This window comes from Enterococcus xiangfangensis, from assembly GCF_005405365.1.
Classification (GTDB): Bacteria; Bacillota; Bacilli; order Lactobacillales; family Enterococcaceae; genus Enterococcus_A; species Enterococcus_A xiangfangensis.
The window spans coordinates 199,504-225,654 of the sequence record NZ_BJDX01000005.1 but is presented as its reverse complement, the minus strand read 5'-3'; the positions used below and the strand labels follow the sequence as shown (position 1 = coordinate 225,654).

The window sequence follows — 26,151 nt, the reverse complement described above, 5'->3', positions numbered from 1 at the left end:
TGTTTCTATTAAATAGAAACGCCCTACACATTTGGTTTGTTTTATTCGTTCAGTTTTCAAAGGTCTACATTGTTTGTCGCTTTGTTTCAGCAACTTTTATATCTTAACAGCTTGCTGAGTGAATGTCAATAACTTTTTTGAAGTTTTTCAAATGAATTATTGTCACTGCTTAATGCGACTTTGATAGAATAACTGATAATCAGTCACCTGTCAACAATAATTTTAGGTGTTCCAAACGGTTTATCGCCGCTTCAGAACATAAAATAATATATCAGTTTTATGCAGTTTGGTCAACGAAAAGATGGTAATTTTATCCACTTTTTTTAAACACGATGAATAAATATAAATATGGGGTTTTTGTTCGTTTTTTCTTTTTAAGAATGAGATTTTCTATGATCTTCAAAGATTAACTTTCGGTATTTTATTTTTGATTTTTCTTTAACTCCTAGTGCTGTCTTTCGCCTTCCGATGATTTCTTTGGTAAAATAGGGATGTAATTATTTTTATGATGGACGGAGGAACATTTAATGAAAGTATTAGTTGCAGATGATGACAAGGAAATTGTCGAACTATTAAGTATTTATTTGCATAATGAAGGGTATGATGTCGTTAAAGCCTATGATGGTAAAGAAGCATTGAGTAAGCTTCGAACTACAAATGACATTGAACTGCTCTTATTGGATATTATGATGCCGGTGATGGACGGCATGCAAGTTGTGAAGGAATTAAGAAAAGAATCGCAAATACCAATTATTATGTTAACAGCCAAAACAACCGATATGGACAAAATAAAAGGATTGGTTGCTGGTGCTGATGACTATGTAACGAAACCATTTAATCCTTTAGAAGTCATGGCTCGGGTTAAATCTTTATTACGCCGGACAAAAATGCATATCGCTGAAGACCAGCCTGACATTCTTGAGATTCAGTCGTTGATCATCAACAAAGATTCTCATGAAGTTAAAACAGTTGATGGAAAGGAAATCCAGCTGACTGCTTTGGAATTTGGTATTTTATATTTATTAGCAAGTCACCCAAATCGTGTTTTCAGTGCGGATGAAATTTTTGAACGGGTCTGGAAACAAGAAAGTATCGTCTCAGCAAAAACCGTCATGGTTCACGTCAGCCACTTGCGTGATAAGATCGAAGAAGCGACGGATGGTGAAAAAGTGATCCAAACCGTTTGGGGTGTGGGTTATAAAATAGATGCAAAATAAAAGAGAAAAGAAAAGACGAATCACCCTTACCTCCAAAGAAGTCAGCGAATTGATCGCGGAAGGAATCATCACTATTATTTTATTGCTTCTATTAAATGTAGCAATTATGGTCCTTTTCACTCAGATGCTGAATAACTCACCGGATCTGACTGATGCGATCTATCGTTCAAAAGATATTTTTGCAAATAATCTAGGCAGTGATATTTTTTGGAGCGGACGTAATTTTGTGATCCCCTTCTTTGTTATTATCGATGTACTGATTATTTTTTGGCGGTTGATTCGCCGCTATCATCAAATGCAGCTGCGGCACATCATCAATGAGTTGCATTATATCGCTAACGGGAATTACGATTATCGGATTCCTTTTGAATTGCGCGGCGATCTCAGCAAAGTCGTTGATAGTATCAATGGTTTGGTTGACAGTACTGTTGCAGCCATTGAAGATGAACGCGAAATCGAAAAATCAAAAGATGAATTAATCACAAATGTCAGTCATGATATTCGGACACCGCTGACTTCAATCATCGGTTATCTTGGTTTAATTGAAGACGGTCAGTATCAAAATGACGAAGAGATTCTGAAATATACAAGTATTGCCTACAATAAAGCCAAACAAATGAAATCTTTAGTTGAAGATTTATTCGAATATTCCAAGGTCCGCCAACCGTCTGTTCCCGTTAATAATGTCTCCTTTGATATGGTACAACTGCTAGAACAGCTGGCTGCTGATTTTGAGTTGGAAGCTAAGAAAAAAAATATTCAAATTCAAGTAGAGACCACAGAGAATCAGCTGATCATGGACGGCGACACAGAAAAACTCGTACGTGTCTTTAATAATTTGATCACCAATGCATTGAAGTATGGCGCTGACGCTGACAAAATAATTATTGAAATCGAAAAAATGAAAAATGAAGCAGTCGTTACTGTCAAAAATAATGGGCAGCCTATCCCAAGAGAAGCACTGGAACAACTTTTTGATCGTTTTTATCGAGTGGACGGTTCCCGTTCGCAAGAAATTAGCGGGACTGGCTTAGGACTGGCTATTGCTCAAAATATCGTAAATCTTCATGGCGGTTATATCTATGCACAATCGAGCGATGACTGGACTTCTTTCATCATTCATTTGCCGCTTTATAAAAATCAAACAAAATCTCTGCCAGATAATCATTGACTTTAAATTTTTGATTGCTTATACTGGTCTCAATAAGAGATGCAGGAAACCAAGTACGTAAGTTTGTTTTTCTAGAGAGTTGATGGCTGGTGGGAATCAACAAAACAACTTAGGGAAATCCAGTTTTATGATCTGCGTTTTTCGAAAGAGAAACCGGGTGACGTCGATAACCGTCGATCAAGTGCAGCTTAGGCTGAATTTGGGTGGTACCGCGAAATTCAACACCGTTTCGTCCCTGTTAATATGGGATGAAGCGGTGTTTTTTTATTTTAAAAGGAGGAGAATAGGATGCTAGATGTAAAAATGATTCGCAACAACTTTGCGGAAGTAAACGAAAAATTAGCAACTCGAGGCGTAAAGGAAGAAGTTTTGAAACGGTTCTTAGAATTAGACGAACAACGTCGTCAGCTATTGGTAAAAACAGAAGAATTGAAAAAATATCGGAATGACGTATCAAATGAAATCGCCAAATTGAAACGTGAAAAAAATGATGCCGCTGATAAAATCGCGGAAATGAAAGAAGTCGGCACAAAAATCAAAGACTTTGATACTCAAGTAGCCGATATCGATGCGCAATTGACAGAGATTGCAACGACATTGCCAAACTTGCCTCATGATTCTGTACCCGTTGGCGAAGACGAAGATGACAACATCGAAGTGCGTCGCTGGAGTGCACCGCGCCAATTTGCTTTTGAACCAAAGCCTCATTGGGAAGTCGCAGAGAATTTAGATATCTTAGATTTTGAACGTGGTGCAAAAGTATCAGGCAGCCGTTTTGTTTATTACAAAGGTTTGGGTGCACGATTAGAGCGGGCCGTTTATAACTTCATGCTGGATGAACATGTCTATGAACAAGGCTATACTGAAATGATCACGCCGTTCTTAGTAAACAGCAAATCAATGTTTGGTACCGGACAATTCCCTAAATTTAAAGAAGATGTCTTCCAAATTGAAGATCGTGATTTAACATTGATCCCAACTGCAGAAGTTCCTTTAACAAACTATTACGCGGATGAAATTTTAGACGGCAAAGAATTGCCAATCTATTTTACAGCACTTTCTCCTTCTTTCCGTTCTGAAGCCGGTAGCGCTGGACGCGATACACGTGGATTGATCCGTTTGCACCAATTCCATAAAGTGGAAATGGTAAAATTCAGCGACAAAGAGTCTTCATATGACGAATTAGAAAAAATGACACAAAATGCGGAAATCCTTTTACAAAAACTAAACTTGCCGTACCGTGTCGTTGCTTTATCAACTGGGGATATGGGCTTCTCTGCTGCGAAGACTTATGACTTAGAAGTTTGGGTACCTGCTCAAAATACGTATCGTGAGATCAGTTCTTGCTCAAATTGTGAAGATTTCCAAGCTCGTCGTGCAATGATCCGTTATCGTGATGAAGCTGGCAAAGTCCAATATGCTCACACATTGAATGGTTCAGGTTTAGCTGTCGGCCGAACCGTGACTGCAATCTTGGAAAACTATCAAAACGAAGACGGCTCAGTAACAATTCCTGAAGTTTTAGTACCATACATGGGCAATGTAAAAGTGATCAAAAAAGAAAAATAACAAGTAAAAAAACAGCGGCTTCGCTTTTGCGAAGCCGCTGTTTTTAGTTAGATTTTTATTGTTCAACTGAATAGTTTGGTGCTTCTTTTGTAATTTGAACATCATGGGGATGAGATTCTTTCAAGCCATTGCCACTCATTTGAACAAATTGAGCATTTTCACGTAAATGTTCCAAATTGCCTGCACCGACATAACCCATACCGGCTTTCAATCCGCCAATCATTTGGAAAATAATATCTGCAGCCGTTCCTTTATAAGCGACCCGACCTTCGATTCCTTCTGGAACTAATTTGTTGGCTTCATTAACGCCACTTTGGAAATAACGATCACTTGAACCTTTTTCCATTGCGCCTAATGAACCCATGCCGCGATATGTTTTGAAGCGACGACCTTGATAAATTTCAAATTCACCGGGAGATTCATCTGTCCCAGCTAGCATTGAACCAAGCATGACGGCATGCCCACCGGCTGCTAAAGCTTTTACGATATCGCCTGAATATTTGATCCCACCGTCAGCGATGATGGCTTTGCCATATTGGCGTGCTACAGAAGCTGCATCATAAATCGCAGTCAATTGAGGTACGCCGACACCGGCAACTACACGAGTCGTACAAATCGAACCTGGTCCGATCCCGACTTTCACTACATCTACACCCGCATCGTACAATGCTTTTGCGCCTTCCGCTGTAGCGATATTGCCTGCGATCAACGTTGCTTCGGGAAATGTTTCGCGGATTTCACGGATTTTACGCAGAACACCCGCACTGTGACCATGAGCAGTATCGATAATAATCGCGTCAGCTCCAGCTTCCAGCAATGCTTCTGCACGTTCAAAAGTATCGCTTGTCACACCAACTGCTGCAGCAACTAACAAACGACCATGCTCGTCTTTCGCTGCATTAGGAAATTCGATAACTTTTTCGATGTCTTTGATTGTAATCAAGCCGCTTAGACGCCCCGCCTCATCTACAATCGGTAATTTTTCGATTTTGTGTTTTTGCAATATTTTTTCAGCATCTTGTAACTTTGTACCAACGGGGGCTGTTACTAGACCATCTTTAGTCATTACTTCGTGGATGGGGATCTCGTAATTTGTCACAAAGCGCATATCACGGTTCGTAATGATTCCAACTAACTTACGGTTTTCCAATGTCTCTACGATCGGCACACCGCTAATCCGATAACGACTCATCAACTCTTCAGCGTCTCGTACTTTATGTTCTGGTGTTAAGAAAAATGGATCAATGATTACGCCACTTTCTGATCGTTTTACTTTGCGAACCTCATCTGCTTGGGCTGCGACACTCATATTTTTATGGATGACTCCAAGTCCGCCTTGTCGGGCCATCGCGATTGCCATTTTACTATCTGTCACAGTATCCATACTTGCACTCATCAATGGAATGTTCAATTTGATATTTTTGGCTAATTGCACACTCATATCCACTTCATTCGGCAATACATGACTCTCCGCCGGAATCAATAAAACATCATCAAATGTCAGACCTTTTTTTGCAAATTTCGTTTCCCAATTAGACATCGTTCGTTACCACTCCCCAGAATTATTTTTAATAAAAAAACTAACAGAATGAGCGAGTGAAGTCAACAACTTGTGCCGAAATCCTCATCTAACCCTTATTTTTCTTAACATTCACCTTATTCTCTCAATAATTTTCTGCTTTTTCTATCATTGATCCGTATGAGGCGCCGCTATATAGTTTAACAAAAGACAAAAAAAGGAAGTTCGTCACTGAACTTCCTTTGCTTTTTATTTGCGTGGTGCTGAGGCCAAACTGCTGATGATGCCAAAACGTTTTTTCAAATAGTAACGCAGCCCTAAAGCCAAAGCAGATACTATGACTAAGACTATTGGATCAAGAATAGGATTCAATGTTGCTGGTAGTAATGCCGCACCATTGAATACTAAAAACCAGACGAGCGTAACAGACGCCAACATCAGAACTGTCTTCCAAGTTTTTGGTTTCTTTGATTTATCTGCGCCTGGTTGGTCATACTGGTAAACAAATAAATACATCATGTAAAATACGATCCCACCGATTGCTGAGGCTACGACCAACGCGGTGATCCCATAGGTGACTGGTTGTGTTCCACGTGAAACAAACAACCCCATCACTCCGGATACGATCCCTAGCATACCGAACAGCAATAAGAAATTATCCAACCACATTAATGAAGCGGTAGTAGATTTTTTCTTTTCAACAGGTTTATTTACGATCGCATCTAATCGTTCGGATACTGTCCCGAATAATTGTCGGGCGGTCTTTCCTGTTTTTTGTTCTTCGACTAAAGTTGGCAGCATCTCATTTAAAGCGGTGATGGTTTGTTCTTCCGTTAAATTTGCTGCTTTTAAAGCTTTTTTCAAGTCAAAAATGTATTGTTCATTCCGCTTGGTCAGTTTTGCTTCAAGCTGTACATTTTCTGCCTGCAACGTTTGCAATTTCTCTGGTTCCATTGTTTCTTTCCTCCCTAAACGTTGAAACGGAACAACATTACATCGCCATCTTGCACGACATAATCTTTCCCTTCTAATCTGACACGTCCAGCTTCTTTGGCTGCGTGCATACTGCCATATTTATCTAAATCTTCAAAAGATACTGTTTCTGCACGAATGAAGCCGCGTTCGAAATCGGTGTGGATGATTCCGGCTGCTTGCGGAGCTTTCATCCCTTTACGGAACGTCCAAGCACGAACTTCTTGTTCTCCGGCAGTAAAGTAAGTTGCTAAGCCTAATAAATCATAAGCTGTACGAATCAATTGATCCAAACCAGATTCTTCGATCCCCATCGCTTCTAAAAATTCGGCCTTGTCTTCGTCTTCCAATTCAGCGATTTCTTCTTCTGCTTCGGCACAGACTACGATCACTTCTGAGTGTTCGCTAGCAGCGAAGTTTCGAACAGTTTGTACATATTCATTGCCGTCTGGGTCCGCGACCGTTTCTTCATCGACATTGGCTACGTAAAGAACGGGTTTACTTGTCAATAAGAACAATCCTTTGACGATTTTTTGTTCTTCTTCAGTAAACTCAATCGTTCGAGCGGATTGGCCTTCTTCTAATACAGGTTTTAATTTATCTAAAACGGCTAGCTCAGCCACTGCATTTTTTTCTTTTGTTTTTGCTACTTTTGCTACTCGAGTGTAGCGTTTGTTAATAGAATCCAAATCTGCTAAAACTAACTCTAAGTTGATCGTTTCGATATCTTCTAACGGATCAACGCGCCCTTCCACGTGGGTGATGTTTTCATTGTCAAAACAACGAACGACATGACAAATAGCATCTACTTGACGGATATGGCTTAAAAATTGATTTCCTAATCCCTCACCTTTACTGGCACCTTTGACGATTCCGGCGATATCGGTAAATTCAAAAGTTGTTGGAACAGTTTTTTTAGGATGAACCAACTCAGTCAAACGTTCTAAACGCCAATCAGGTACTTCGACCATTCCGACATTGGGATCAATCGTCGCAAACGGATAGTTGGCAGCTTCTGCTCCTGCTTTAGTAATTGCATTAAATAAGGTAGATTTACCTACGTTAGGTAATCCTACGATTCCGGCTGTTAAGGCCATGGTCCACTTCACTCTTTCTCTACTAAGGAATTATTCTTGAGTCGAATCGATTTTCTTCTCAAGGATTTTTTTCATTTTCTTTTCAAAATCGCGGCGCGTCATCATGACGATATGTCCGCAGTTGATACATTTGATTTTAATATCCGCACCCATCCGAATGATTTCCCAGCGATTTGTCTGGCAGGCATGCGGTTTTTTCATCTCAACGATATCACCTAAGTCATACATCTGGCAAACCTCCTATCACTATTAGCTCTATACTTTAATAGAAATCCTATTTTTATTTTGTTAAGCTTCATCAAAATGGATATTCAAAATATCTAAGATACGGGTCAGATCTGATGGCGATAAGTATTCGATCGAAATCTTGCCTTTGCCGTCTTTTTCAACGATCTCGACGCCAGTTCCGAATTTATCCATCAAGCGATCTTCGCTTTCACGCAAGTAGTAAGGTTTTTCTTTAGCCAGCCGCGGACCTTTTTTCTTGTCCTTGGCTTTGCCTTCATTATATTCATTGACGATCTGTTCTAATTGGCGGACAGTCAAATTCTCTTTCACCGCTCGATTTGCCAATTTTAAAATTTGATCTTTTTTCTTTAAACCTAACAAAGTCCGGGCTTGGCCCATCGACAGACGTTCATCTTGGACCATCTCTTTTACTAATTTAGGCAAGGTCAACAAGCGCAGATAATTCGCGATATATGGTCGACTTTTACCTAGACGGTTCGCCACGTCGGCTTGGGTCAGTTTTAAATTTTTCATCAGCATCTCGTAAGCTTCGGCTTCTTCCAACGGGTTCAAATCTTCCCGCTGCAAGTTTTCCAAAACTGCGACTTGCATCATCGCCTCTTCGTCAAACTCGCGGATGATTGCTGGAATTGTTTCTTTGCCCGCTAGTTTGGACGCACGAAACCGTCGTTCGCCAGCAATCAGCTCATAGCCTTTCACCGCTGATTTTCTGACGATAATCGGCTGAAAAACACCTGATTGCTCAATCGAGTTGGCTAATTCTTGCAGTGTTCCCTCATCAAATGATTTTCGTGGTTGATAGGGATTGGGACGTAAATCGCTTAATGGGATCTCGATCACTTGATCTTTTTTCATGTCGACTTCTTCAATCTCAGACAAATCTTGAAACAACGCATCGATTCCGCGGCCTAACCCTTTATTTTTGCTCACGAGCTAACACTTCCTTTGCTAGAGCTTGATAAACTTCGGCACCTTTTGAGCGTGGATCATAATCAATGATCGGTTTGCCATGACTAGGCGCTTCCGATAAACGAACATTTCTCGGAATGATCGTATCATATACTTTCTCTTGGAAATAACGACGAACTTCTTCGACCACTTCCGCGCCTAAGTTGGTCCGGGCATCATACATCGTCAGCAATACGCCTTCGATTTCTAAGCCGGGATTAAAATGTTTTTGGACCAAACGAACCGTGTTCAGTAGTTGGCTCAATCCTTCCAAAGCATAATATTCACATTGAACTGGAATCAAAATCGCATCACTGGCTGTAAAAGCATTGATCGTCAAGTGCCCCAAAGATGGCGGACAATCCACCAAAATGAAGTCATACTCGTCACTGATTTCTGCCAGTGCACTCTTTAAGCGAGATTCCCGAGCCATCATAGAAGTTAATTCGATCTCTGCACCGGCTAATTGCAGCGTTGCAGGAACGATTGATAAATTTTCTCGTGAGGTCTCAATGATCGTCTCTTTGATAGGGACCTCATTGACTAGAACATCATAAATATCTTGTTTCACGTCTGGTTTGCGCACGCCTAGACCGCTTGTAGCATTTCCTTGCGCATCGCTGTCGATCAATAAGACTTTCTTACCATCATAGGCTAAGCACGCACCCAAATTAACAGTCGTTGTCGTTTTTCCGACACCGCCTTTTTGGTTTGCAACAGATATGATCCGTGCCATTTAATTTCCTCCTAGTTCATACTAAAGAATTTATTTTTCTTGAGAAAAATAAGTCTGATTTTCACCGCATAGCCTTTTTTGCATCCTAACAGTCACTTGCAAAACTGGTCTTTTCTATTGGTTTTGAGTTTTCAAAACAACTTATTTCAATGGCTGCTTATTCGGTACCCCAGGTTTGCGCGGATATTTTTTGGGGGTCTCTTTCTTTTTTTGCACCGTGATGATGTGACGTGTATCGCCATTGGGCAACGAGACATCTTCAGCTTGAATCAGCTTGCCGCCTAATAATGCGATTGCTGGTCGTGCTTCAGTTAACTCTTCTTCACTTTTTGCTGCTTTCAAAGCAAAGAAGTAGCCATTTTTTTTCACTAATGGCAAGCAAAGTTCCGTCAAAACATTTAACCGTGCCACCGCTCGAGCGGTAACAAAATCAAATGCTTCACGAAATTCAGGGTTCTGCCCAAAAGTTTCAGCACGATCATGATAAAGCTGTACGCCTTCTAATTGCAAAGCCTCTACTAAGGTGGTCAAAAAAGTGATTCGTTTATTCAATGAATCAACGATTGTAATTTCTAATTCTGGAAACACGATTTTTAATGGTAAGCTGGGAAACCCCGCGCCTGACCCGACATCGCATAACTTTCCAGCTGGTTTGAACGTATCAGAAAAAGCCAAAGTAATCGAATCATAAAAATGTTTCAAATAAACTTCTTCGTGTTCAGTGATCGCGGTAAGATTCATCTTTTGGTTCCATTCAACCAATAAGTGAAAATAAGTTGCGAATTGATCCAGCTGTTTTGCAGTCAATTCGATCCCTTGTTTCTTTAATTCCGCTTGAAATTCTTCTGGTGTCATAAGAAATCCTTTCATTTTCGTGAAACAGCAAAATGTTTCACAGACTATCCTCTACTTTAACGCATTATTACGTTACATGCAATGGTTTCCGTATGTTTCACAAGGAGATTAAGAAAGCTTTAACCCCATTTTTAAATGCGATTTTCCAGACAAAAATCATAGAATTTTTTCAAGACTGGAATTTCCAAATTAGTTTTTTTGACCGCTAAGTAAATATTGCGATCCTCCAGTGTATCTGTGATCGTAATTTTTTTGACTGGAAATGAATTGATCGACGGAATATTAGGCATAATGGCGATCCCATATCCTTGACCAACAAAGCCTAAAATACTGTGATCTTCTTCTAATTCGCAAATGATCTCCAAATCTAACTGTAAATTTTTGATTTGCCGATCCAGATAAGGGCGCAGACCGCTCTGTTTATTATAGTAAACATACGGATACTCCGCCGTTTCAACTAATGAAATACTGTCGCAACTTGCTAATGGATGATCCAACGGAACTACCAATACCATCTCTTCTTGTGTTAAAATTTGATAGATTAACTCAGATTCACTGCCTACTTTTGAACAGATACCAATATCGATTCGATCTTCAAGCAGCATCTGAATGATCTGATTCGAATTTCCTTGCTGAAATTCAAAAGTGATTTTGTCATTGCCTTGACGATGGAAAGATTGTGCCAATCGCGGTGCTAATTCGGCCCCCATCGTAAAAATAAATCCAAACTGGATCTCTCCTGAATCAGGATTGACCATTTCTTGTAATGTTTTCTGACCTTTTTCAATCTCAGCTAACGCTGGTGCAACATATTCATAAAAAATTCGACCATGGCGAGTCAACTGAATGTTTCGTCCTTTTTTTTCAAACAGCGTGACGCCAACTTCTTGTTCCAACATCGTCATCGCGTGGCTGATGTTTGGCTGCGAAGTGTTGGATTTCTTGGCTGCTTGGGTCATGTGTTCCGTTTGAGCGAGTGTCACAAAAAATTCTAATTGCCGCAAATTCATTTCTTCACCTCATTTGCTAAAAATTGAGCCGCTTTCAATAAATAGAGTTTATCAATTTTATTGATATAAATCATTAGTTTTTATAATAAATTTACGTTAGTATGTGTGTGACTTTAAGTGAATTAAATCACATGAGAGGAGTCTTCAATGAAAAAAGATAATTATCAGCTATTGATCTCAAGTCTCTATTTCAACTATATTTTTCAAGGAATGGCAGCCATTCTTTTGTCACAAAATATGGCCAACTTGAAACTCCATTGGCAAGCCACTACTGCTCAAGTTACATTAGTTATGAGCGCCATCGGGCTAGGCAGGATCTTGAGCCTGTATTTTTCCGGGTACTTTTCAGATAAATTTGGCCGCAAAAAAACGGTGCTAATCGCTATTGTTTCTTATATGATCTTTTTTATCGGCATGCTCGTCAGCCCAAACTATCAACTAGCCTTTTTCTTAGCTATGTTCGGTGGGGTCAGCAACGCGTTTTTGGACACTAGTACCTATCCGACTCTTGTGGAAGCGTATCCTGACGAGCGGGTAAATAGTTCTTTGAGTGTTTTAAATAAAGCATTCATCTCACTTGGCCAATTCCTACTTCCATTTATCACTCGCTACTTACTGCAGCACGATCTGTTTTTCGGCTGGCCGTTTATCTTGGCTGCCTTGTGTTTGTTTGCCAATATGTTCTATTTATTATTTGCTCGTTTTCCAAAATCTGCGACGATTATAAAAAAAGAAACCAACGAGGACATTGTCGCGACGACCCTCCCCAAAAATCGTGGAAAGTTTAAGATCGATGGCGTTGCTTTGCTGATCTTTTCTTTTGTGTCTGTTTCATTATTCAATATTTTTATTTTATGGATTCCGCAGTACGCAGAAAATACGCGGGTCGTTTCTCACGAAAACAGTTTGATCCTCGTCAGTCTTTACAGTACCGGCTCATTTATTTCAGTCTTTTTCACCTCAGGGATCGTAAAAAAAGGCGTGAATATTCCAAAGTTCATCAGCTTCTGCCTTAGCGTCTCAGGACTTTCGCTGCTGGCTATGTTGATCCATCCAAACTTTGTCACAGTCATTTTAGCGGCAATCTGTATCGGGATCTTTGCTGCCGGCGGTATTTGGCAATTAGGACTGGCTTTGATGCTGGAATTGTTTCCGAAACAAAAAGGAAAATGCACTAGCTATTATTCGCTGGCTACCTCCGTTTCGATTATGGTCACCCCCTATATCACCGGTCTGCTCAGCGAGCAAAAAACTACTTATGTTTTCTGGTTCGTGATTCTTTTAAATGCAATTGGTTTAGCGGCTTCACTCGTGATCGCCTATCGTTACAATAAATTAGTGAAACGACTAGTCTTGAGCTAGTCGTTTTATTCATTTGCTTTATTGATTTCATCAATATAAAGCATTAGTCTTTAAGCAGATTCCATTCTAAAATGGAGATAGCAACTTGTGATTTTATTCATAAGCGGCACTTTTAGAAAACGCTTCGCTTGAGAATAATTGAACAAATAAATTTGAAAAGAGGAATTTACCAATGACTGAACGACTTACTGGCCACACTTTGTTAATCAGCTTGATCGCAACACCGATTCGTCACAGCATGTCTCCTACGATGCACAACGAAGCTTTCGCTAAGTTAGGACTTGATTACGCTTATTTAGCTTTTGAAGTCGGTAATGAAGAATTAAAGGATACCGTGCAAGGCATTCGTGCCATGGGAATTCGCGGGTCGAACGTTTCAATGCCCAACAAACAAGCGATTATTCCTTATTTAGACGAGGTATCGCCTGAAGCAACATTGATTGGTGCAGTCAATACTGTAACCAATCTTGATGGCAAAGGTCATCTTGTAGGGTACAATACAGATGGGATTGGCGCGATGTCCGCATTGAAAGATGAAGGAGTCGAAGTAAACGATCAAATCATTACCTTAACAGGTGCTGGCGGTGCAGGAACAGCCGTTGCGATCCAAGCAGCCTTTGATGGTGCGAAAGAGTTACGAATTTTCAATATCAATGACGGTGTCTTCGCAAACGCTAAAGAGACTGCACGTAAAATCAACGAAAATACCGATTGTCGCGCAACAGTCACTGATTTAGCCGATCAAACAGCTTTCAAACAATCGATCGCCGAAAGCAGTATCTACATCGATGCAACAGGTGTCGGCATGAAGCCATTAGAAGATTTGAGTTTGATCACAGATCCAGCTGTCATTCGCCCAGATTTAGTTGTTTTTGATGTCGTTTACGCTCCGCGTGAGACAAAATTATTGAAATTCGCCAAAGAACACGGCGCCAAAAAAGCCATCAATGGACTTGGTATGATGCTCTATCAAGGTGCCGCAGCCTTCAAATTATTCACCGGTGAAGACATGCCGGTCAGCTACATCAAAGAGCTGCTATTTAAAGACTAGGAGGAACAACATGAAAACAGTAACTGTTGGCAACGTTACAATCGGTGCCGGTCTGCCTAAGATCATCGTGCCGATGGTGGGAAAAAACAAAAAAGAACTCTTAACAGAAGCAAAATTGATTCAGACATTGGATTGCGACTTAGTAGAATGGCGGATCGATTTTTTTGAGCAAGTTCAAGATGCGCAAGCAGTTGCTGCATTTTCACACACCTTAAAAACGCTGCTGGAAAAACCGCTATTGATTACTTTCCGGACAAAAAAAGAAGGTGGTGTGCATGAATTATCCGACAATGATTACTTCGCTTTGTATCAAACGATCCTCACTGAGGGCGCTTTAGACTTATTAGATGTGGAATTATTCATGCCAGAAAAACAAGTTGCTGAAACGATTGATTTGGCACATCAAAACGCTGTTCAAATCATTATGTGCAACCACGATTTTGACCAAACACCTGAAAAAAATGAGATCGTCACACGTCTGCAAGCGATGCAAAATAAAGGCGCCGATATTTGCAAGATCGCAGTGATGCCACAGAGTTCCGCTGACGTGCTGACGCTGTTAGAAGCTACTCGCGAAATGCACGAAGAACACGCTGAAGTTCCTTTGATCACGATGTCAATGGGTGCACTGGGCATGATCAGCCGCGTTTCCGGTCAACTCTTCGGCTCGGCCGCAACTTTTGGCTCAGCTGCCACAGCTTCTGCGCCCGGACAAGTTCCCGTTGCGGAATTACGAAAAATGTTGACGACACTGCAATTAACTTAATCAATACTGACAGATAAACAAAAATATATTTTCGTTATTCTAATTTTCGTTTATCGTTATTTATTGATCTGTTAAAAATACCTCAGCAAGAAATACTCTTTCAAAAAAGGTTAGGAATGTTTCACATGAAACATTCCTAACCTTTAATTTTTTCTCAACAAGAAAATAACATACATAGAACAAAAACACCTGTTTCATTGTTAAAATTTTTAATGGCTCAAACAAAAATTTACTACCTAACTTTCTTTTCCGAATCCTTCTACCCCATACAACTCTTGAATATTACAAAATTTTATTCAGATAAAAAAGAATCCGTCAGTAGTTTTTGCATCATTCGCTTTGGATTGATTTCCTTGAACTAGATTCCCATTTTTTCTATTACCAAAATGATTGTTATTGGTTGGATTCGTTAAAATTTCTTGTTTTCATCATTTAAATACGTTTCAACTACTTATTAGGATTAAGTAAAAAAACAGCTCTTGAGAATAAATCAAGGAGCTGTTTTTACTGCTAACATTTTATTTATAATTTATTTTTACGTTATTCATCTCAAAATTCTTCTGTCTTAATAACGACATGATCGCTATTTCGGATCGTATATTTGGCGCTGGGATCATTAGGATACGCAGCATTGCCACCATAAACGATCAGTTCAGTAGTATCACCGCCTTTGATGAATTCATCATAACTACCGCCTGCCCCAAGATTAGTCCAGTGTAAGACGATTCGATCTCCACTCTGCTCTGTTACACTCCAACAACTTCTATCGTAGTTTTCCCAAATCAAATCTTTACTGATTGCATTTGCTGGATTTTTGTACGTTTCTTCATAAAATTGAACGGCTTCATCCATAGTCCATGCATTACTTGTCTGAGTTGTTTGAGTCGTCTGACTTGCTGTCCCTGTTGCGATGTTTTGAAAGCCCGCATTCAGCTCTTTATTTTCTGTTGCGCTAAAGTGTAACGCCCCGTCTGGCATTCCTTGGTTTTGCATCGAGACTAGTACAATTGGCTGATTATTATTAAATCCAAAGAAATAAACGTGTTTGACCGCATAAGCGGCTGTTTCTGCATCTGAATAGACGGAAACAATCGTGTACTCAGCTGCTGATTTTCCATTTTCAGACCATTCTGCTGAGACAATCTGATCGTTGACTGCGATTGGCTGGATTTTAGTATCTCCTAATACGCCATCCGGCAAATCCAACCCATAGAAATCAACGTTTTGCTTCGGCTGATATTCCTTGTACGTTTGCCCCATCGTACTGCCCCAATCATTCATAAAGCTTTGAAGTGTGCTGGCCTTTTGAGAATCCCAAAGAGCAGCTTCCTTAGCAGAACTCTTAGACTTTTCCGCTGAAGACTCCGCCGTTTTTTCACTCGAACTGCTGGACTTGCGCTCACTTTTTTCAGTTGTTGAATACGTCTCTGATACTTTGATCGTATCTTTACTTTTTGTTTCACTGGCTTCTTTTTTACTACTACACCCTGCTAAACCAAGCAAACAAAGACCAATGCTGAAACCAACTATTACTTTTTTCACTTAATCACTCCCAGTCTGCCTCTAGCTTAGCAAATAGCCGCTAGGATTAAAAGAGCTTTTCTTGCTGAAGCTGCTGTGAGTTCTAGAAAAAAGAAAAAACGGCTTAAGACTAAGCCGTTTCACTATCCACTTTCGCAATTTTCCCTTGTTCCACATAAACCATAAGAATGCTGATATCTGCGGGATTCACACCGCTGATCCGGCTGGCTTGGGCAATTGTTTCTGGTTGGATTTTTTGTAGTTTTTGTTTTGCTTCTGTAGCTAAACCATTGATCGCTTCGTAATTGATCCGTTCTGGAATACGTTTTGCTTCCATTCGTTTCAATTTTTCTACTTTTTCCATCGCTTTTTTGATGTAGCCTTCATACTTGATTTGGATCTCTACTTGTTCAATTTCTTTTTCTGCTAATTCGTCGTTAGCAGGAATGAATTGCAACAATTCTTGGTAAGAGATCTCGGGACGTTTCAAGAAATCACTCGCCAAAACACCGTCTTTCAATTCTGCGCTGTTTTTAGCTCGTAGGAAGCTTTGAACTGCTTCATTAGGCTTTATCCGAATTGATCGTAAACGAGCCAGCTCTGCCTCAATATGGGCCTTTTTAGCTAAGTATGCTTGATAGCTCTCTTCTTCTACTAAACCAATCTCGTGACCAATCTCAGTCAAACGCAAATCCGCATTGTCATGACGTAAAATCAAACGGTATTCCGCACGTGAAGTCAACAAACGGTAAGGTTCATTGGTTCCTTTAGTTACTAAGTCGTCAATCATGACGCCGATATAGCCATCGCTGCGTTTCATAATAAACGGTTCTTTGTCTTGGATTTTCAATGCTGCATTGATTCCGGCCATCAAACCTTGTCCGGCAGCTTCTTCATAACCGCTCGTTCCATTGGTTTGCCCAGCTGTATAAAGATTTTCGATTACCTTTGTTTCTAATGTTGGGCGCAATTGATGAGGTGCTACCATATCGTATTCTATCGCATAGCCTGTCCGCATCATCTCTGCGTTTTCCAATCCTTCGATGGAATGTAAAATAGTATTTTGAACATCTTCCGGCAATGATGTAGACAATCCTTGCACATAAACTTCTTCTGTATGGCGACCTTCTGGCTCTAAAAATAATTGATGACGCTCTTTATCTGAAAAACGTACGATCTTGTCTTCGATCGACGGGCAATAACGAGCACCTACTCCATCAACGATCCCCGTGAACATTGGCGCACGATGCAAATTATTTTGAATGATCTCATGACTTTTTAGGTTCGTATAAGTCAGCCAACAAGGAATTTGTTCTTTCAGATATTGACTGTCTGGCGTTTGATAACTAAAATGGTTGGGTTTCTCATCACCTGGTTGGATCTCTGTTTTGCTGTAGTCAATCGAGCCTGATTTTACTCGCGGCGGCGTTCCAGTTTTAAAGCGATGAATCTCCAAACCTAATTCTTGTAGGTGATCCGCTAATTTAATCGCTGGTTGTGAATTATTTGGTCCTGATGAATACTTTAATTCACCAATAATAATCTCACCACGCAAGGCTGTTCCTGCTGTAATAATTACAGCTTTGGCTGAATAGACTGCCCCGGTCGAAGTCACTACTCCTTTGCAGATCCCATCTTCAACGACTAAACGATCCACCACGCCTTGTTTCAACGTCAGATTTTCAGTTTTTTCGATTGTATGTTTCATTTCTTCTGCGTAAGCATGTTTGTCTGCTTGTGCTCGCAACGCTCGTACTGCTGGGCCTTTCCCAGTATTCAACATCCGCATTTGGATATAGGTCTTATCGATGTTGCGCCCCATTTCTCCGCCAAGTGCATCGATTTCCCGTACAACGACACCTTTAGCTGGCCCGCCGATCGACGGATTACAAGGCATAAATGCCACCATATCTAAATTGATCGTAATTAATAAAGTTTTTTGACCCATCCGTGCTGCTGCTAAGGCTGCTTCAGAGCCTGCATGTCCGGCGCCAACGACGATTACGTCATAATTTCCTGCTTTGTATTCCATTGCACTGCTCCTTTTATTTTCCTAAACAAAATTGGCTGAATAATTGTGTGATCAGTTCGTCTTGCACACTGTCGCCAACGATCTCGCCTAAATAGTCCCAACAACGCGTCATGTCAATTTGAACTAAATCTACCGGCATCCCGGCCATGATCCCATTGCGAACTTCACTCAGTGATTGTCCAGCTTTTTCAAGCAACGCAATGTGGCGCGTATTCGACACATACGTTGCGTCTTTTTCTCCTGTTTGACCGCCAAAGAAAAGTTTCGCAATGGCTTCTTCCAATTGATCCAAACCGGCTTTTTCTAAAACTGAGATTGCAAAAACTTCATCTTCGCTTAAATAAGCCGCTAGTTCTGCTTGTGCTAACTGACTAGGCAGATCCGTTTTATTTAATAGAACGATTCGTTTCAAACCTTGCGTGGCTTCCAATAATCCTTTGTCTTCGGCCGTCAAAGCCTCACTTTGATTCAAGACCAATAAGATCAAATCGGCTTCTTTTAACGCCTTTCGACTGCGTTCTACGCCAATTCGTTCTACTACATCATCTGTTTCACGAATTCCTGCTGTATCGATCAATTTCAACGGTACACCGCGAACGTTGACGTATTCTTCGATCACATCGCGAGTCGTACCGGCAATCTCTGTCACGATTGCTTTTTCTTCATGCAGCAAGTAATTCAATAAACTTGATTTTCCAACATTAGGGCGGCCAATAATCGCCGTACTTAGGCCTTCTCGCAAAATCTTTCCTTGTTTAGCATTCAGCAACAAAGCATCGATCTGCTGACCGACTTGTTGGGCTTTTTCTAATAATAATTGTGTCGTCAATTCTTCGACATCGTCATATTCTGGATAGTCGATGTTCACTTCGACTTGCGCCAACGTTTCTAAAATCTCTTGTCTCAGCTGACGAATCAATTGAGACAAGTTGCCGTCCAATTGATTGATCGCAACGTTCATCGCCCGATCTGTCTTTGCCCGAATCAAGTCCATCACTGCTTCTGCTTGAGACAGATCCACACGGCCATTCAAGAACGCTCTTTTAGTGAATTCACCTGGTTCTGCCAAGCGCGCGCCTGATCGCAAAATCAGCTGCAGCAATTGATTGACCACTACGATCCCGCCATGACAATTGATTTCAACGACATCTTCTCTAGTAAACGTCTTAGGTGCCCGCATCACACTAACCATCACTTCATCAACTACTTGCTGATCTGCAGGATCAACGATGTGTCCATAATGGATCGTATGTGTTGCGACATCTGTCAAACTTTTTTTCCCGCTGCGATACACACTGTCAGCGATCGCAACTGCTTGATCGCCGCTCAAGCGGACAATACTGATCGCACCTTCGCCTGGCGGGGTCGAAATCGCTGCGATCGTATCAAATTCTAAGGTGATTTCTGCCACTTTTTTTCCTCCTATTTTGTCTTTAAGAGCATAAAAAAAGTGCCTACTCCACCCCTTAAAGGAGCAGATTGAGCACTTTGACTGCTTTTTCTACAAAATTCTGGTGTAAGGTTAGCATATTTTTTTTAACAATTCAAGCTTCCTCACCGAAATCCGTTTATTTTCTAAAATTTTAGTAAATAAAAAATAACTGATTACTCAATAATCAAAGAATATGCATGCGGACTTTCATAGATTCCTTTTGTTTTGAAAGCTAGCGGCTGTGAAAATAGCGGTCCATCCGTCACCAGTGTATGGTACTCCCCATTTTCCCCGCAAACATCTAATTCATGTTTCGCTAAATATTCAACAAAATTTTTATCTAGCGGTTTGCCTAGAAATTCTAACGGAATGCTTGATTTTTTACTAACAGTTTTGATCATCGCTTGATAGCCACTAGCTAGAAATTCTGCTACAAGTTCTTTCCGACCACGCTGCCATAATGGCAAATGCGGCGTTAGTCCGGCACTTGCTGCGATTCGTTTGTCCCAATCACCGTTTTCTTCGATGTCAATATCACCAAAACAAATATTTGTAATTCCAGCTTCCCTAATTTTTTTGAGCGCCAGAGTCATTTGTTCTTCATAGTTCTCGCCATTTGTCCGCACGATCACCAACGGTAAGTTTAATGCCGCAGCTGCATTGGCTAAAACACGTTCAGGTACCCCATGAAACCAAGAACGGTCGATCTCTTCATTTAAGCTGGTGATCAATCCAGCCGGTTGAAAGCCTTGTTTAGTCAATGTATCTAATGCCAAAATACAGTCTTTTCCAGAACTGTAGCTTAAATAAAATTTTTCCACGATACCCCTTCTTTCTTACAATTCACAGTCCGTAATTTTCAAAAAAGATTCAAAAAAAGCGTTAAGCAGACGAAAGCTACTTAACGCTGATTAACCATTCCAGGAATTAAAAATACTTCTTCGCTGGTTCGACCACTAAATAACGATAAGGATCTTCGCCTTCAGAATGAGTTTTGATGTAATCATCTTTACTCAACGCTGAATGGATCATTTTTCGTTCGAAAGCCGGCATTGGTTCTAAAAAGACTGGTCGACCGGTTTCTTTTACTTTTTCTGCTGTACGCTGTGCTAAACGCGTAAGAACTTCTTCGCGTTTTTGGCGGTAATTCCCAACATTCACAACTACTGACAATTTTTCTTTTGCAATTCGGTGTAAGAAAACTTGTGCTAAGTATTGCAGAGCATTCAAGATTTTTCCATGTTTACCGATCAGCATTCCTTGCTTGCTAGTCTCTAAATTCATCACGATCAAACCATTCGCTTCATGCTGAATCTTGACTAGTGCCGGTACACCCATGTCATTAGTGATAGTCGTCAAGTAAAGCGCCAATTCTTTGACGGCTTCTTCTTTTTCTAATTCCTCTAAGTGACTGGCTTGTTTTGGCGCCGTTTCTGCAGTTTTCTCTTCAAACTCTGCTGCTTCAACTGGCTCTTGTACGGCTTCTTTCACAAGTTCTTCTGCTGGTTCTTGTTCTACTTCAACGTTGATTGGTTCAATCGAAACACGTGCCGCTTTTTTTCCCATTCCTAGGAAACCTTTTTTGGCATCCGTTAAAATTTCAATATCGACAGCTTCTTTCTTCAACCCTAAAGTACGCAATCCATGTGCGATTGCTTCATCGATCGTTAGACCTTCATAAACAGGCATTTTTTAAACCTCCTTATTTTATAAGTGATATTTATGAAAAGCTGATGTTAATGCGGAACAACCACTGATTGAAACAATGGTTGCTATTTCCGTTTTTTCTTCGGACGTTTTGCTTTTTCAAGTGCTCGTTCTCTTTCACGGATCTGACGTGCAGCTTCTTCTCTTTCACGACGGATCTTAAACGGATTATTGATCAAGAAAGTTTGAACGACTTGGAAAGCATTTGAGATCACCCAGTAAAGGGATAACCCGCTCGCAAGGTTCAACGCCATCACGAAGATCATGACTGGCATCGCGAAGTTCATGATTTTCATTGAAGCATTGGATTCAAGTTGGCTCATGCTAGATAAGTACGTGCTGGCAAACGTAAAGACTGCCGCAAGGACTGGCAAGATAAAATAAGGATCCGCTTCACTCAAATTCAACCATAAAAAATGACCCGAACGTAACTCCGGAACTCGTAAAATCGCTTGATACAAAGCCATCATGACCGGCATTTGAACTAATAGCGGTAAACAACCAGCGTAAGGGCTCACATTATTTTCCGCGTATAACTTTTTCGTTTCTTCTTGCAGTTTCTGTTGTGTTTCTTGATCGCGCGTACTGTATTTAGCTTGCAATGCTTTGATTTTTGGTTGCAGCTCTTGTGTTTTGCGCATGCTCTTCGTTTGGAAATGCATCAACGGCATCAAAATGATCCGAACAATGATCGTAAATAAAATAATTCCGACTCCGACATTGCCAAAAGAGAGTCCTTGGATCGCTTGCCCAAAGTAATAAACTACGTAGCGGTCCCATATCCCAGTACTGTCTGCACTGATGTTTTTAGTTCCACAGGCCGACAATAAGAAGACGAGACTCAGTAATCCTGTCATTAATACTATTCTTTTATATTTCTTCACCTAGATCTGTTTCCTTCCTAACTCAATATTTTTGCTAATTTTAAAACGTGTATAAGATTCGAACGCATTTCATCATGAGGCAGATCTTTTGTGGCTGGCCGCGCGATTACAATAAAATCTAATGGCGGCAATTCGGTTTTTAATTCTTGTAAAATCGCCCGGATTTGGCGCTTTACTTGATTTCGTGCGACAGCATTACCGACTTTTTTACCGACTGACAGACCTACTCGAAAATGTTTTTGACCAGAAGGTTCTAGACGATAAACTACGAATTTTCGATTCGCAAAAGAAGCCCCCTCTTGGAACACCTTTTGAAATTCTCGTTCTTTTTTGACCCGATATTTTTTTTTCATCTAGTTTCCTTCGTTTCTTTTAAATCTATACCTGACAATAATACCATACTTCAAATTAAGGAATCATCCTTATTTAACAGAAAAACTCATTAAAAAGCTTATTTTAGATACAAAAAAAACCACTGACCGGCAGTGGCTTAAGCAGCAAGTACTTTTCTTCCTTTACGACGACGGCTTGCTAATACACGACGGCCGTTTTTAGTGCTCATGCGTTTACGGAATCCATGAACTTTTTGACGTTTACGTTTATTTGGTTGATAAGTTCTTTTCATTTAAATACACCTCCATATAACATTACATAGACATACTCGAATATTATAGCGACTCATCCCCTACTTTGTCAATCATGAAATGAAAAAGGATCGCTGAACTTGCTGATTTTTCACATTATAAGGACTTTTTTCCATTTATTTTTGTTAAATACTTCCTTCATTCACAATCTTTGAAACAATTCCTCGTTTCTCTTCATTTGTTTTTCTATTTTTTTGAAAATAATCTTTGGACAAAAACTGCTAAAGAATCAGCAGTCAACAACTTTATGAAAATAAAAAAATTATCCACAAATTTTGGGGATAATTCCGTTAAAATTGTGCACAACATTTTTCAGCAAAAAAACTTGTATAGAATTTTTACCGAGCTTTTCCCCAAAAATAGTCGTGATTAACAACTTTTCCACAAGGTGGATAACTTTTGTTCATAACTCTTCCTCTGCTTGACCTATCAAGGGCTCTATTTTGGCTTGTTTGTCGATAATTTCGTGGAAAACAGGAACTTCCCACATTTTTTTCCATGGTTGTGGATATGTTTTTACCTGCTAGTTAACAACTTTTTTGTATTTTTATACAATTTGTGGAAAAGGTAAAAGCTTGAGCTAGTTTTTCGCTAGTTGTGGAAAACTCTTTGAAAAAATGATAAAGTAAGGCTATCTGAATTTTATTAAAGAGGAGGCGACTTATTTGACCTCATTGGAAAGTTTCTGGCAAGAATTGAAGGATAGTTACAAAAATGACCTCAATCCCGCCAGTTATGATGCCTGGGTAGGCACGGCTAGACCCTTAGCTTTAACAAACAATCAATTAACGATCGAAGTGACCAGTGATCTTCATAAACGCTATTGGGAGAAACATTTGGCTGCAAAAATCGTTGAGATTGGGTTCAAAGTAACAGGGGATGAAATCATGCCGCTATTTGTCACACCGGATGAAGCACCGCCCGTCAGCATCGTAGAAAAAGCAGAAACTCCTAAAGTTGGTACAACAAAGCGAGCAATACTCAATCCAAAATATACCTTTGATACATTTGTCATCGGAAAAGGCAATCAAATGGCCCACGCTGCAGCATTAGTCGTAGCGGAAGAACCGGGGTCGATTTATAATCCACTATTCTTTTATGGTGGTGTTGGTTTAGGGAAGACCCATTTGATGCATGCTATCGGCCATCAAATGTTGGCTATCAACCCGCAAGCAAAAGTGAAATATGTATCCAGCGAGACTTTTGCAAATGATTTTATCAATTCGATCAAAAACAAAACATCGGAAGAATTTCGTCAAGAGTACCGCAAAGTTGACTTGTTATTGGTCGACGATATTCAATTTTTCGCGGACAAAGAAGCGACCCAAGAAGAATTTTTCCATACTTTTGAAAATCTATATAATGATAATAAACAGATTGTATTAACTAGTGATCGGCTGCCAAATGAGATTCCTAAACTGCAAGAGCGGCTTGTTTCGCGCTTTGCTTGGGGATTGTCTGTTGACATCACACCGCCTGATTTAGAAACGCGAACAGCGATCTTGCGGAAAAAAGCACAAGCAGAAAATCTTGAGATCCCTGATGACACGTTGAGTTATATCGCGGGACAGATTGATTCCAATATTCGCGAATTAGAAGGCGCGTTAGTCCGCGTACAAGCTTTCGCTACAATGAATAGTGCTGATATCACTACAAGTATTGCGGCGGATGCCCTGAAAAGTTTGAAAGGGACCAGCAATGCGCAACTTTCCATCAGCAAGATCCAAGAGGAAGTTGCCAAGTTCTATCATATCCAAGTAAAAGATCTAAAAGGGAAGAAACGAGTCAAAGCAATCGTTGTCCCACGGCAGATCGCGATGTATTTAGCTCGTGAAATGACCGAAAATTCATTACCGAAAATCGGAGCTGAATTTGGTGGAAAAGATCATACGACCGTCATCCATGCTCACGAAAAAATCGCTCGTTTAATGAAAGAGGACAGCAGCATCCAGCAAGAACTCGCTGAGATCAAAAATCTGCTACTTGGCTGACCTGTGGAAAATCAGTGCAAAAAGACTTTTCTTATCCACACCTTTTCCACAAGTGGAAAACTTATTAATTCAAGCTTTTAGTTGACTTTTCCACATGATCAACAGGGCCTATTACTGTTATTACTTAATTTATTAACTAAATAATAAAACTAACGGCTTATTCGCTGGACAAAAGAAATCTTAACGACTTACATTTGAAACTAATTAAACTGAAAAAGGAGTTCCATTATGAAATTTACGATCAATCGTGCTCGCTTCATTCAAGAATTACAAACTGTTCAACGTGCTATTTCGTCCAAAACGACTATTCCGATCTTAACCGGGGTAAAAATCGAGTTGAATCATGAAGGGCTGAACCTAACCGGGAGCAATGCAGATATTTCTATCGAAACTTTTTTAGCTGCTGACGATGAAAAAGCTGAATTACAGATTGCAGAAACAGGTACAATTGTTTTACAAGCACGTTTCTTCAGCGAAATCATCCGCCGCTTGCCAGAAGCGACCTTTACGCTCGAAGTCCAAGAAAATCATCAAGTATTGATCACTTCTGGAGCCGCGCACTTTACCGTGAATGGCTTAGATGCCGACAATTATCCACATCTGCCAGTAGTGGAAGAACAAAATCAATTGAAATTACCTGTCCACATGTTGACAAAATTAATCAGTGAAACGGTCTTTTCTGTTTCGCAACATGAAAGCCGTCCAATTTTGACAGGTGTCCATTTCACCATGGCAAATGGACAGCTTTTAGCTGTGGCTACGGATTCTCATCGTTTGAGTCAAAGAATCGTTCCTGTTGAAAATGCGAACAATGATTTTGATATCGTGATTCCAGGGAAAAGTTTAGTTGAACTTTCCCGTTCGTTATCTGATGAAGAAGCAGAAGTTGAGATCAGCATCATGGAAAATCAAGTGTTGTTCAAAACACCGTCCATGTATTTCTATTCTCGTTTGCTTGAAGGAAACTATCCTGATACGAATCGTTTGATCCCGACTAGCTTCAATACGGAACTGACTTTCTCCGTCCCGACTTTATTAGCAGCGATTGAACGGGCTTCCTTACTTTCACATGAAGGCCGCAATAATATCGTTCGTCTAGCTATTGCCGACAACTCAGTAATTCTTTACGGGAATTCACCAGAGATCGGTAAAGTAGAAGAAGAATTGGTCTATGAAAAAGTTGAAGGCGAACCGTTAGAGATCTCGTTCAATCCTGATTACATGAAAGATGCGTTGCGTGCTTTTGGGGATATGAGTATCAAGATCCAATTCATCTCAGCGATCCGTCCATTTACGTTGGAACCTAGCGAAGGGGATGTTTCCTTTATCCAATTGATTACGCCAGTGCGGACGAACTAAAAAAACACACTGAGTTTCACAAGTTTTTTGAAAAATATGAAAAAATATGAAAAGAATAA

At 40.2% G+C, this 26,151-nt stretch carries 24 protein-coding genes and 1 other annotated feature; of the genes, 8 read left to right on the top strand and 16 right to left on the bottom strand.

The genetic code is table 11. The features are described from left to right. Window positions 1-527: 527 nt before the first annotated feature. The 3 genes from croR (at window position 528) to serS (ending at window position 3,957) form a co-directional block, all read left to right on the top strand. Complete coding sequence (croR, locus tag FFM68_RS08185; protein ID WP_137603697.1) at window positions 528-1,217, top strand: response regulator transcription factor CroR; 690 nt, start codon at window positions 528-530, stop codon at window positions 1,215-1,217. Next, window positions 1,207-2,388 (top strand): sensor histidine kinase, encoded by a 1,182-nt coding sequence (locus FFM68_RS08180; protein WP_137618881.1) that lies wholly within the window; start codon window positions 1,207-1,209, stop codon window positions 2,386-2,388. Before croR ends, FFM68_RS08180 begins: the two co-directional genes overlap by 11 nt. 30 nt (window positions 2,389-2,418) lie before the next feature. Continuing rightward, window positions 2,419-2,628, top strand: a binding site (T-box leader). Window positions 2,629-2,676: 48 nt separating this feature from the next. Next, on the top strand, window positions 2,677-3,957 hold the full coding sequence (gene serS / locus FFM68_RS08175; protein ID WP_137618880.1) for a serine--tRNA ligase: 1,281 nt from the start codon (window positions 2,677-2,679) through the stop codon (window positions 3,955-3,957). Window positions 3,958-4,012: 55 nt separating this feature from the next. On the opposite strand, the gene guaB is transcribed toward serS, so the two are convergent. The 8 genes from guaB to FFM68_RS08135 form a co-directional block, all read right to left on the bottom strand. Continuing rightward, window positions 4,013-5,497 (bottom strand): IMP dehydrogenase, encoded by a 1,485-nt coding sequence (guaB, locus tag FFM68_RS08170; protein WP_137618879.1) that lies wholly within the window; start codon window positions 5,495-5,497, stop codon window positions 4,013-4,015. 228 nt (window positions 5,498-5,725) lie between these two features. Continuing rightward, complete coding sequence (locus FFM68_RS08165) at window positions 5,726-6,430, bottom strand: DUF1129 domain-containing protein (protein WP_137618878.1); 705 nt, start codon at window positions 6,428-6,430, stop codon at window positions 5,726-5,728. A 14-nt stretch (window positions 6,431-6,444) separates the two neighbouring features. Next, window positions 6,445-7,545 (bottom strand): redox-regulated ATPase YchF, encoded by a 1,101-nt coding sequence (gene ychF, locus FFM68_RS08160; RefSeq protein ID WP_137618892.1) that lies wholly within the window; start codon window positions 7,543-7,545, stop codon window positions 6,445-6,447. Between the two features lie 30 nt (window positions 7,546-7,575). Beyond that, window positions 7,576-7,773 (bottom strand): DUF951 domain-containing protein, encoded by a 198-nt coding sequence (locus FFM68_RS08155; RefSeq protein WP_137618877.1) that lies wholly within the window; start codon window positions 7,771-7,773, stop codon window positions 7,576-7,578. A gap of 60 nt (window positions 7,774-7,833) precedes the next feature. Beyond that, window positions 7,834-8,724: a ParB/RepB/Spo0J family partition protein gene (locus FFM68_RS08150; protein WP_137618876.1), complete on the bottom strand. Its 891-nt coding sequence runs from the start codon at window positions 8,722-8,724 to the stop codon at window positions 7,834-7,836. Continuing rightward, complete coding sequence (locus FFM68_RS08145; protein WP_137618875.1) at window positions 8,711-9,478, bottom strand: ParA family protein; 768 nt, start codon at window positions 9,476-9,478, stop codon at window positions 8,711-8,713. The genes FFM68_RS08150 and FFM68_RS08145 overlap by 14 nt, the downstream gene beginning before the upstream one ends. Window positions 9,479-9,619: 141 nt before the next feature. Next, window positions 9,620-10,333 (bottom strand): 16S rRNA (guanine(527)-N(7))-methyltransferase RsmG, encoded by a 714-nt coding sequence (gene rsmG, locus FFM68_RS08140; RefSeq protein ID WP_137618891.1) that lies wholly within the window; start codon window positions 10,331-10,333, stop codon window positions 9,620-9,622. A 131-nt stretch (window positions 10,334-10,464) separates the two neighbouring features. Then, a complete protein-coding gene (locus FFM68_RS08135; RefSeq protein WP_137618874.1) occupies window positions 10,465-11,343 on the bottom strand; it encodes a LysR family transcriptional regulator in 879 nt (292 codons plus the stop codon). A gap of 147 nt (window positions 11,344-11,490) precedes the next feature. Here FFM68_RS08135 and FFM68_RS08130 point away from each other — a divergent pair, with 147 nt between their 5' ends. The 3 genes from FFM68_RS08130 to aroD all read left to right on the top strand — a co-directional run bounded on the left by FFM68_RS08130 (window position 11,491) and on the right by aroD (window position 14,522). Further along, complete coding sequence (locus tag FFM68_RS08130; protein WP_137618873.1) at window positions 11,491-12,705, top strand: MFS transporter; 1,215 nt, start codon at window positions 11,491-11,493, stop codon at window positions 12,703-12,705. 172 nt (window positions 12,706-12,877) lie between these two features. After that, window positions 12,878-13,756 carry a shikimate dehydrogenase gene (locus FFM68_RS08125; RefSeq protein ID WP_137618872.1) on the top strand — a complete coding sequence of 293 codons (879 nt, stop codon included), beginning with the start codon at window positions 12,878-12,880 and terminating at the stop codon, window positions 13,754-13,756. Window positions 13,757-13,766: 10 nt separating this feature from the next. Continuing rightward, window positions 13,767-14,522, top strand: a complete 756-nt coding sequence (gene aroD, locus FFM68_RS08120; protein ID WP_137618871.1) for a type I 3-dehydroquinate dehydratase — start codon at window positions 13,767-13,769, stop codon at window positions 14,520-14,522. A gap of 549 nt (window positions 14,523-15,071) precedes the next feature. Here aroD and FFM68_RS13305 read toward each other — a convergent pair. The 8 genes from FFM68_RS13305 to rpmH form a co-directional block, all read right to left on the bottom strand. After that, complete coding sequence (locus FFM68_RS13305) at window positions 15,072-16,064, bottom strand: DUF4767 domain-containing protein (RefSeq protein ID WP_137618870.1); 993 nt, start codon at window positions 16,062-16,064, stop codon at window positions 15,072-15,074. Between the two features lie 109 nt (window positions 16,065-16,173). After that, window positions 16,174-18,075 (bottom strand): tRNA uridine-5-carboxymethylaminomethyl(34) synthesis enzyme MnmG, encoded by a 1,902-nt coding sequence (mnmG, locus tag FFM68_RS08110; protein ID WP_137618869.1) that lies wholly within the window; start codon window positions 18,073-18,075, stop codon window positions 16,174-16,176. A 13-nt stretch (window positions 18,076-18,088) separates the two neighbouring features. After that, a complete protein-coding gene (mnmE, locus tag FFM68_RS08105) occupies window positions 18,089-19,486 on the bottom strand; it encodes a tRNA uridine-5-carboxymethylaminomethyl(34) synthesis GTPase MnmE (protein WP_137618868.1) in 1,398 nt (465 codons plus the stop codon). 194 nt (window positions 19,487-19,680) lie between these two features. Beyond that, a complete protein-coding gene (locus tag FFM68_RS08100) occupies window positions 19,681-20,328 on the bottom strand; it encodes a Dph6-related ATP pyrophosphatase (protein WP_137618867.1) in 648 nt (215 codons plus the stop codon). 106 nt (window positions 20,329-20,434) lie between these two features. Then, on the bottom strand, window positions 20,435-21,196 hold the full coding sequence (gene jag, locus FFM68_RS08095) for an RNA-binding cell elongation regulator Jag/EloR (protein WP_137618866.1): 762 nt from the start codon (window positions 21,194-21,196) through the stop codon (window positions 20,435-20,437). Between the two features lie 83 nt (window positions 21,197-21,279). After that, window positions 21,280-22,098: a YidC/Oxa1 family membrane protein insertase gene (locus tag FFM68_RS08090; RefSeq protein WP_137618865.1), complete on the bottom strand. Its 819-nt coding sequence runs from the start codon at window positions 22,096-22,098 to the stop codon at window positions 21,280-21,282. Between the two features lie 17 nt (window positions 22,099-22,115). Continuing rightward, the gene (rnpA, locus tag FFM68_RS08085) at window positions 22,116-22,451 is read right to left on the bottom strand and encodes a ribonuclease P protein component (RefSeq protein WP_137609035.1); all 336 of its coding nucleotides are present in this window, start codon (window positions 22,449-22,451) and stop codon (window positions 22,116-22,118) included. Window positions 22,452-22,588: 137 nt separating this feature from the next. Beyond that, window positions 22,589-22,723, bottom strand: a complete 135-nt coding sequence (gene rpmH, locus FFM68_RS08080; protein ID WP_006703104.1) for a 50S ribosomal protein L34 — start codon at window positions 22,721-22,723, stop codon at window positions 22,589-22,591. Between the two features lie 684 nt (window positions 22,724-23,407). On the opposite strand from rpmH, the gene dnaA reads away from it, so the two are divergent. Then, window positions 23,408-24,733 (top strand): chromosomal replication initiator protein DnaA, encoded by a 1,326-nt coding sequence (gene dnaA, locus FFM68_RS08075; protein WP_137618864.1) that lies wholly within the window; start codon window positions 23,408-23,410, stop codon window positions 24,731-24,733. Window positions 24,734-24,961: 228 nt separating this feature from the next. Then, window positions 24,962-26,092, top strand: a complete 1,131-nt coding sequence (dnaN, locus tag FFM68_RS08070) for a DNA polymerase III subunit beta (RefSeq protein WP_137618863.1) — start codon at window positions 24,962-24,964, stop codon at window positions 26,090-26,092. The last annotated feature ends 59 nt before the right edge of the window (window positions 26,093-26,151 follow it).